The organism is Nonomuraea sp. NPDC050383 (assembly GCF_044459125.1).
GTDB lineage: Bacteria > Actinomycetota > Actinomycetes > Streptosporangiales > Streptosporangiaceae > Nonomuraea.
In genome coordinates this window covers 265963-274003 of sequence record NZ_JBITIP010000012.1, presented here as the reverse complement: position 1 = coordinate 274003, position 8041 = coordinate 265963, and the positions used below count along the sequence as shown (strand labels likewise).

Here is an 8041-nt window from a genome sequence, read left to right as displayed (position 1 = left end):
CGCTACGACAAGCTCGCCGTTCACTACCAGGCAAGTGTCACCATCGTCTGCCTGTTGCTATGGCTCACATGAGATCCACAAAACAGGCCCTAGGGCCGTCGCGGCTCAAAGGCCGAGCGCGTGCCCCGTCGTCGCGTCGATGTGGTCCACGATCTCGTCGTGGCGGTCGCCGACCGACGAAGTGCCGGTGGGCTCGAACATGAGGATCGCGGCCCCATGGGGAGCCGACGGCCTGTGCTCCGTGCCCCGGGGGACGGTGAAGACCGACCCCTGGGGGAGCCGGACCGTGCGTTCCCCGGCCGGCTCGCGCAAGGAGATGACGAGCTCCCCGTCGAGGACCAGGAAGAACTCGTCGGTGCCGTCGTGGACGTGCCAGATGTGCTCGCCCTCGACCTTGGCGACGCGCACGTCGTAGTCGTTGACGCGGGTGACGATGCGGGGGCTCCACAGCGTGTCGAAGGAGGCAAGGGCGCTGGTCAGAGCGATGGGTTCGTTGCTCATGAGGACAATCCTGGCCGTTTGTCCAGGACTGGTGTGAGTGCTAGGAATCGCACATGGCGCAAGAATCCTCGCAACCCGTTCACGAGGGACGCCCGCACCGCGTCGTCGTGATCGTGGACGAGAACTCCAACCCGTTCGAGCTCGGCTGCGCGACCGAGGTCTTCGGCCTGCGCAGGCCCGAGCTCGGCCGTGACCTCTACGACTTCCGGCTGTGTTCTCCTGAGCCGCGCACACTGATGCGGGACGGGTTCTTCACGCTCACGGGTGTCGCCGGCCTGGACGCGGCCGAGTCGGCGGACACGTTGATCGTGCCCAACCGTCCCGACGTCGAGGTGCCCCGCCGCCCCGCCGTGCTCGAGGCCGTCCGGCGGGCGCACGCGCGTGGCGCACGTCTCGTCGGCCTCTGCAGCGGCGCCTTCACCTTGGCGGAGGCCGGCGTGCTGGACGGGCGGCGGGCGACCGCGCACTGGCAGTGGGCGGATTCCTTCCGGGCCCGTTTCCCTTCCGTCCGGCTGGAAACGGACGTGCTGTTCGTGGACGACGGTGACATTCTCACGGCCGCGGGGAGCGCGGCCGCGCTCGATCTCGGCCTGTACATCGTCGGCCGCGACCATGGCGCGGAGGTCGCCAACGCCGTGAGCAGGCGGCTCGTCTTCGCCGCGCACCGCGACGGCGGGCAACGGCAGTTCGTGGAGCGGCCCGTGCCCGAGGCGCCGGACGAATCCTTGGCGCCTGTCCTGGCCTGGGCTCAGGAACGGCTGGACGCCCCGCTCACGGTGTCCGATCTCGCGGCGCGCGCTTCGGTCAGTCCGGCGACCCTGCATCGCCGCTTCCAGTCGCAGCTGGGCACCACACCGCTGGCCTGGCTCACGGGGGAACGGCTCGCCCAGGCGTGCCGGCTGATCGAGCGCGGCGAGTCCCGCCTCGAACTGGTCGCACGGCACAGCGGACTGGGCACCGCCGCCAATCTGCGCGGGCTGATGCGTCGCAAGATCGGGCTCACGCCCGTGGAGTACCGGCGCCGTTTCGGGCCGGGGCAAGGCCGGTGACCGCGCTGGTCATCGGTGGCAGCCGTACCCCGCTCACGAAGCTTGCCCGCTCGGCTTCGATCAGCGCCTCGGGCGGCGGGTCGGCGAAGACCTGCTTGAGCGGGTAGCGCGCCTGGCCGACCTCCAGCCGCCAGATCTGCCCCATCGGCGTGCCGCGGATCACCAGGTCGGGGCCGTGGCGTCATGGTGATGTCAGCGTCAGCTCTCCGGCGGGCTTGCGATGGCGTCAGAATGGCGCCATGATGGCGTCATGGATCTCACGCCGTACGTCGACAACCTCCGCCGCGAGCTGACGGTCGCCGCCGAGGCGGGCGGCCCGGACTCTCGCGCGCTCGCCGAGCGTCTCACCGCCCCCCTGGAGGCGGCCGTACGGCTCACCCTGCTCGACGCGCTGTCGGCCGCCGCCGGCGAGATCACCCGCGATCTCGCTCCGGGGTCGGTCGACGTGCGGCTGCGCGGGCGTGACCCCGACTTCGTCGTGACGCCGGCGCCGGTCCACCGGCCGGCCGAGGAGCAGCCGAGGACCAGCCTGAGGACCGCGCTGGCCGGAGCGGTCGAGGTTGCGATGGGCGTCCGGGCGCCCGTCGCGGAGGCGCCGCCGGAGAGCGATGACGGCGGCACGTCGCGGATCTCGCTCCGCGTTCCCGACCACCTCAAGCCGCGCATCGAGGAGGCGGCAAGCCGGGCCGGGCTCTCCGTCAACGCCTGGCTGGTCCGGGCGGTGTCCGCGGCGCTGGAGACCGGCGACGCGGGCGCCCGCTCCGATCGGCCCGGGGTCTCGCAGGACCTTCCGGGAACCGGGCGGCACTACACCGGCTGGGTGCGCTAGCCCCGGCCGGTCCCACCCCGCCATGATCCATTCGCCATCCCATCGTGAGGCACCGCCATGCCGGCTTTCGACACCCCGGAACCCATCTTCGTCACCATCGACCTCATGGCCGCCGACGTCCGCATCCGCGCTGGCGACCGCGCCGACACGGTCGTGGGGATACGCCCGCAGGACGCGTCCGACGACGCCGCCGTGCAGAGCGCGGCACAGACCCAGGTGGAATACGCCCAGGGCCGGTTGCTGGTGAAGTCGCCCAAGCCCACGATCCGCTCGTGGTTCTGGCAGGGCGGCTCCATGGACGTCACGGTCGAGCTGCCGGCGGGCTCCCGCGTGGACGCGAGAACGACGGGTGACATCCGCGCCGAGGGCCGTCTCGGCGAGTCGAGGTTCGACACCGCCGACGGCGACATCTGGCTCGACGAGACGGGCAATCTGCAGCTGAACACCGCCAACGGCGACATCACCGTGGTCAGGTCGACCGGGCACACCGACATCACCACGGCCAACGGCGGAATCCGCGTGCGCGAGATCGACGGCTCGGCGGTGATCAAGACCGCCAACGGTGACATCACGCTCGGCGACGTCACCGGAGACCTGCGCATGAAGACGGCGTACGGCGACATCACCGTCGACCGCGCGCAGGCGAGCGTCGCCGCCAGGACGGCGACCGGCGACGTCCGGATCGGCGAGGTGGCGCGCGGTACGGCTGTGCTGGAGACCTCCTCCGGCGAGATCGAGGCGGGCATCCGCGAGGGCACCGCCGCCTACCTGGACGCCAGGACGGAGTACGGCAGCGTGCACGTCTCCCTGGCCGCCTCCGACGGCCCTGACCGGACCGACGAGACGGTCGAGGTGCGCGCTCGAACGTCCTACGGCGACATCGTGATCCGCCGTAGCCGGCCGCGGACCGGCTACCCCAGCAGAGGAGAATGATCATGTCCCTCGCGATAGTGGCCGAAGGCCTGGTCAAGAGGTACGGCAACGTGACGGCCCTGGACGGGCTGGATCTGTCGGTCCCGGAGGGAACGGTGTTGGGCCTGCTCGGGCCGAACGGCGCCGGCAAGACGACGACGGTGCGGATCCTGACCACGCTGGTGACGCCGGATGCCGGCCGCGCCACCGTCGCGGGCTTCGACGTCGTCCGTGACGCCCAGCGGCTGCGCTCCCACATCGGTGCGTCCGGGCAGTACGCCGCCGTCGACGACCACCTCACCGGCGCGGAGAACCTGGAGATGGTGGGGCGGCTCTACCACCTGGGCACCAAGCGCAGCAAGCAGCGAGCGCGCGAGCTGCTGGAACGCTTCGACCTGACCGAGGCGGGCGACCGCCCCGTCCAGGGCTACTCCGGAGGCATGCGCCGCCGGCTCGACCTGGCCGGGGCTCTGGTCGCCGACCCGCGGGTGCTGTTCCTCGACGAGCCCACGACCGGCCTGGACCCGCGAGCCCGCGCCGGGCTCTGGGACGTCATCGCCGAGCTCGTCGCCGGCGGTACGACGCTGCTCCTCACCACCCAGTACATGGAGGAGGCCGATCGGCTCGCCGACCGGATCGCCGTGGTCGACCACGGCCGCGTGATCGCGCTCGGCACCGCCGACGAGCTCAAGAATCAGGTCGGCGGAGATCGCATCGAGCTGGCGGTGACGAACCCGGCGGACCTCGACACCGCCCGCCGGGTGCTCGTGCCCCTGGCGGTCGGAGACCTTCAGATCGACGCCATCGCCTTACAGGTGACCGTCCCGGTGACCCACGGCGCCGCATCGCTCACCGACGCCCTGGCCGGGCTGGCCGCCGAGCGTGTCACCGTGCGCGACGCCGGCCTGCGACGACCGACGCTGGACGACGTGTTCCTGACGCTGACCGGACACCAGGCCACCGACACCCCCAAGGAGCGCAGCCGATGAACACCCTCCAGATCGCGATCGCCGACGGCCTGACGGTCACCAGGCGCAACGCTCTCAAGATCAAACGGGCGCCGGACCTGCTGGGCGGCGTGATCATCCTTCCGATCGTGTTCGTCCTGCTGTTCGCCTACGTCTTCGGCAGCATGATCGACGTGCCGGGGATGTCCTACCAGGAGTACATGATCCCCGGGATCTTCGTCCAGACGGTCGTCATGAGCGCGCAGGTCACCGGCTACACCCTGGTCCTGGACCTGCAGAAGGGCATCTTCGACCGGTTCCGCACACTGCCGATGGCGCCGTCGGCGGTGCTGACCGGCCAGACCCTGTCCGACGTGCTGATGAACGTGAGCAGCATCATCGCGATGACCGTGATGGGACTGATCGTCGGGTGGCGCATCCACTCGGCGCCGCACGAGGCCGTCCTGGGCTTCCTCCTGCTGCTGCTGTTCGCCTACGCGTTCTCCTGGGTCACGGCGACGGTGGCGCTGGCCCTGCGCACGCCCGAGGTCTTCAACAACATCGCCACCGTCGTGTCGATGCCGCTGGTCTTCCTCTCCAACGCGTTCGTGGACAGCGCCCGGCTGCCGGGTCCGCTGCGTGCCGTCGCCGAGTGGAACCCCGTCTCCGCGATCATCCAGGCCACACGCGAGCTCTTCGGCAACACCAGCCCGGCGCTGCCCGTGTCCGGGGCGTGGCCGCTTCAGCACGCGGTGACGGCGTCGCTGCTGTGGTCGGTGCTGCTCCTGGTGGTGTTCGTGCCGCTGGCCACGCGCCTGTACAAGAGAGCGGTCAGCCGATGACCACGCCCTCCTTCCCCTCGCAGCCGCAGGTACGTGTCTCCGAGCACGAACGCGACACGATCGTTCAGCGAGTTCAGCAGGCGTTCGCCGACGGGCGGATCAGCTCCGGCGAGATGGAGGAGCGACTCGAACGCGCTCTCACCGCCGGCTCCCACAGCGACCTGGCGGCGGCGGTCGCCGACCTGCCCGGCGATGTCCCGGGCGAGGTGCTCCGGCTCAAGTCCACCAAAGGGCGCGTCAGGCGCACAGGTGACTGGCGGGTGCCACGTGAGCTGCGGATCGAGTCCGAGTACGGCGGCGTGTCGCTCGACCTGTCCCAGGCCGTCATCGAGCATCCGGAGCTCGACATCGACCTCCGGCTCCAGTACGGCTCCGCCACGATCCTCCTGCCGGCCGGCGCTACCGCGGACATCGACGGGGTGGAACTCGAATGGGGTGAGGCGGTCACCAGGGTGCCGGGGCGCAGGCGTCCGGGGAGACTGCACGTCCGCGTCACGGGCAGCATGGCGTACGGCCGGCTGAAGGTCCGCTACCGGCGGGCGTGGTTCAGAACGTACCGCTGAAGGCGGCCTTGCTGTGATCTTCTTGTGCTCTTCGAGCGGGACGCTGCGCGCTGCCCCCAGTTGCCGCACCGGTCCCCGGGCCCCGGGTTCGGACCCTCTCCATCGGCGACGTGGCCACCATGGCTGCCGAGCGCGCATCCCCCAGGGTTCATTCAACTAGTTGATTGAGTAGTATGTGCCGCATGCCTTCATCAGAGGAGTCGCGGCCGGACGAGCGCGAGCGGGCGGCGAACGGGACGCGGGAGCGCATCCTCGCCGCGGCCGTCGCCGAGTTCGGGGCCAAGGGCTACTCCGGGGCCCGGACGGCAGGCATCGCCGCGCGGGCCGGCGTCAACCAGCAGCTCATCTCCTACTACTTCGGCGGCAAGCAGGGGCTGCTCGACGAGCTCCGGCGCCGGTGGCAGGAGGTGCAGGCGGAGATCGTCCCGCCTGGGGCGTCGTTCGCCGAGTCCCTTGGCGCGCATCTCGACGCGACACTCGATCGGCCCGACTGGGCCAGGCTTGTGGTCTGGCAGGCACTGGGCGACTGCCCGTTCGCCGACGCCGAGGACGGCAGGCGGCAGGCGGAGCGGCAGCGCGAGGCGATGGCGGCGTCGGTGGACAAGACCCGCCGGCGCCAGGAGGACGGCGAGATCCGCGCCGGGCTCGACCCCGCGTTCGCGCTCCTCGCCGCCTACGCGATCATCTTCGCGCCCATCACGATGCCACACCTGGTCCGGGACATCCTCGGCGGCGACCCGCTGTCACCCGAGACCCGGCAGGTCCTGCGCACCCAGCTCGTCCAACTGCTCACCGAGGATCAGGAGAGGCCCACCCTATGATCACTGTTGTCTTCGGCGCCCGGGGGAACGTCGGCCGCCATGTCGCCGCCGGTCTGACCGCTTCCGGTGTGCCGGTCCGGCTGACGAGCAGGACGCCGGACGCCACCCATGTGGTGGCGGATCTGGATATGCCGGAAACGTTGCCCGCCGCGCTGGAGGGCGCCTCGCAGGTCTTTCTCTATGCCAAGCCCGCGGGCATCGAGGGGTTCGTGACGGCTGCCCGTTCGGCCGGGGTGCGGCATGTGGTGTTGCTGTCGTCCGGGGCGGTCGTGCAGCCCGGCGCCGCCCGTAATCCGATCGCCCGGGACCATCGCATCGTGGAGTCGGCCCTGGAGGAGTCAGGGCTGTCCTGGACCTTCATCCGTGCGGGGATGTTCGCGACCAACACCCGGTGGTGGTGGACGCGGGCTATCAAGGATGGGGAGGCTGTGCGACTGCCGTACCCGGAGGCGATGACGGCTCCCGTCAGCGAGCGGGACATGGCCGCCCTCGCGGTGACGGCGCTGACCGAGCGGGGGCACGGGCGACAGGCGTACACGTTGTACGGGCCGCAGGCGCTCACCCTGCGCGAGCAGGTCGGACACATCGGCGCGGCCATCGGCAGGAAGATCCCGATCGAGGTGGTCACACCCGAACAGGCGCGGGCCGACCTGGGCAGGACGATGCCCGCGATGGGAGTGGAGGCGGTCATGCGCGGGTGGGCGGCGGGCGTCGAGACCGTCCCCGAGACCTCCGTCATCATCGAAAGGCTCACCGGACGACCCGCCCAGACCTTCGCGGAATGGGCGCAAGACCACGCCGCCGACTTCCGCTGACCACCTTCACGGCCTGCTGGACGACGGCCGGGACGCGAAAGCCGACGCCGAAGACGAACGACGCCGGACCTGGCTCAGCGGCGAAAGAACCACCGCCTCGGGGCCAAGCCGCTCATCGTGCTCGGCCTGCTCGTGCTGGCGGCGGGTGTCGGTGCGCTCTCGCTGGTCCGGCCGGACGGCGCCTTCGCCGTCGACGTGCTGCCGGCCTCGCTGGTCGCCGCCGTGGGCGTGTCCCTGGCCTACATCCCGGCGATGATGGCGGCCATGTCGGGGGTGCGCCCGGAGGAGAGCGGGCTGGCCTCGGGCATCGTCAACACCACCTACAACGTGGGATCGGCGCTCGGCCTGGCGGTCATGACCGCCGTCGCCACCTCCCAGGGCGCCGCCGAGCTGGGGAACCTGCCCAGGCTCACCGACGGCTTCCAGACCGCCTTCGTCGGGGCCGCCGTGGTGGCGGTCGCCGGCGGCCTGCTCGTCCTCGTCCTCATGCGCCGGCCCAAGCCGGCCGTCGTGGCGGACGTCCAGCCGGACGCCCAGCCGGACGCCCAGCCGGACGCCCAGCCCCTCAAGTCCTGAGCCGGCACCGGACCGCGTGGAGGCGGACACGCCTCGACGCGGAATCGCCGGGCTCAGCGGGGACAGGGGAGCAGTCGGTGCCGGGGTGCGGTTTTCGCAGGCATGCCTACGGTAAGCAGTCGTTCATGAAGAGTTCGCTGGTGCGCGGGCGAAGGGAGGCGGCGATGCGGAAAAGGCGCGGCGGCG

General features: G+C 70.9%; 11 protein-coding genes. 9 read left to right on the top strand and 2 right to left on the bottom strand.

Annotated features, from left to right (window positions below):
* Positions 1-105 precede the first annotated feature (105 nt).
* Positions 106-501 (bottom strand): cupin domain-containing protein, encoded by a 396-nt coding sequence (locus tag ACIBG4_RS28620; protein ID WP_397204441.1) that lies wholly within the window; start codon positions 499-501, stop codon positions 106-108.
* Between the two features lie 53 nt (positions 502-554).
* Between ACIBG4_RS28620 and ACIBG4_RS28615 the strand changes: the two genes are divergently transcribed.
* On the top strand, positions 555-1550 hold the full coding sequence (locus ACIBG4_RS28615) for a GlxA family transcriptional regulator (RefSeq protein WP_397204440.1): 996 nt from the start codon (positions 555-557) through the stop codon (positions 1548-1550).
* On the opposite strand, the gene ACIBG4_RS28610 is transcribed toward ACIBG4_RS28615, so the two are convergent.
* Positions 1501-1713 (bottom strand): hypothetical protein, encoded by a 213-nt coding sequence (locus ACIBG4_RS28610; RefSeq protein ID WP_397204439.1) that lies wholly within the window; start codon positions 1711-1713, stop codon positions 1501-1503. The genes ACIBG4_RS28615 and ACIBG4_RS28610 overlap by 50 nt on opposite strands.
* A gap of 87 nt (positions 1714-1800) precedes the next feature.
* On the opposite strand from ACIBG4_RS28610, the gene ACIBG4_RS28605 reads away from it, so the two are divergent.
* The 8 genes from ACIBG4_RS28605 (at position 1801) to ACIBG4_RS28570 (ending at position 7855) form a co-directional block, all read left to right on the top strand.
* Positions 1801-2379: a hypothetical protein gene (locus ACIBG4_RS28605; RefSeq protein ID WP_397204438.1), complete on the top strand. Its 579-nt coding sequence runs from the start codon at positions 1801-1803 to the stop codon at positions 2377-2379.
* 57 nt (positions 2380-2436) lie between these two features.
* A complete protein-coding gene (locus ACIBG4_RS28600; protein WP_397204437.1) occupies positions 2437-3312 on the top strand; it encodes a DUF4097 family beta strand repeat-containing protein in 876 nt (291 codons plus the stop codon).
* A 2-nt stretch (positions 3313-3314) separates the two neighbouring features.
* Positions 3315-4280, top strand: a complete 966-nt coding sequence (locus tag ACIBG4_RS28595) for an ATP-binding cassette domain-containing protein (RefSeq protein WP_397204436.1) — start codon at positions 3315-3317, stop codon at positions 4278-4280.
* Complete coding sequence (locus tag ACIBG4_RS28590) at positions 4277-5080, top strand: ABC transporter permease (RefSeq protein WP_397204435.1); 804 nt, start codon at positions 4277-4279, stop codon at positions 5078-5080. The genes ACIBG4_RS28595 and ACIBG4_RS28590 overlap by 4 nt, the downstream gene beginning before the upstream one ends.
* The gene (locus ACIBG4_RS28585; protein WP_397204434.1) at positions 5077-5643 is read left to right on the top strand and encodes a DUF1707 domain-containing protein; all 567 of its coding nucleotides are present in this window, start codon (positions 5077-5079) and stop codon (positions 5641-5643) included. The genes ACIBG4_RS28590 and ACIBG4_RS28585 overlap by 4 nt, the downstream gene beginning before the upstream one ends.
* A gap of 182 nt (positions 5644-5825) precedes the next feature.
* A complete protein-coding gene (locus ACIBG4_RS28580) occupies positions 5826-6464 on the top strand; it encodes a TetR family transcriptional regulator (RefSeq protein WP_397204433.1) in 639 nt (212 codons plus the stop codon).
* Positions 6461-7279: an NAD(P)H-binding protein gene (locus ACIBG4_RS28575; RefSeq protein ID WP_397204432.1), complete on the top strand. Its 819-nt coding sequence runs from the start codon at positions 6461-6463 to the stop codon at positions 7277-7279. Before ACIBG4_RS28580 ends, ACIBG4_RS28575 begins: the two co-directional genes overlap by 4 nt.
* 69 nt (positions 7280-7348) lie before the next feature.
* Positions 7349-7855, top strand: a complete 507-nt coding sequence (locus tag ACIBG4_RS28570) for an MFS transporter (RefSeq protein WP_397204447.1) — start codon at positions 7349-7351, stop codon at positions 7853-7855.
* Positions 7856-8041: the final 186 nt, after the last annotated feature.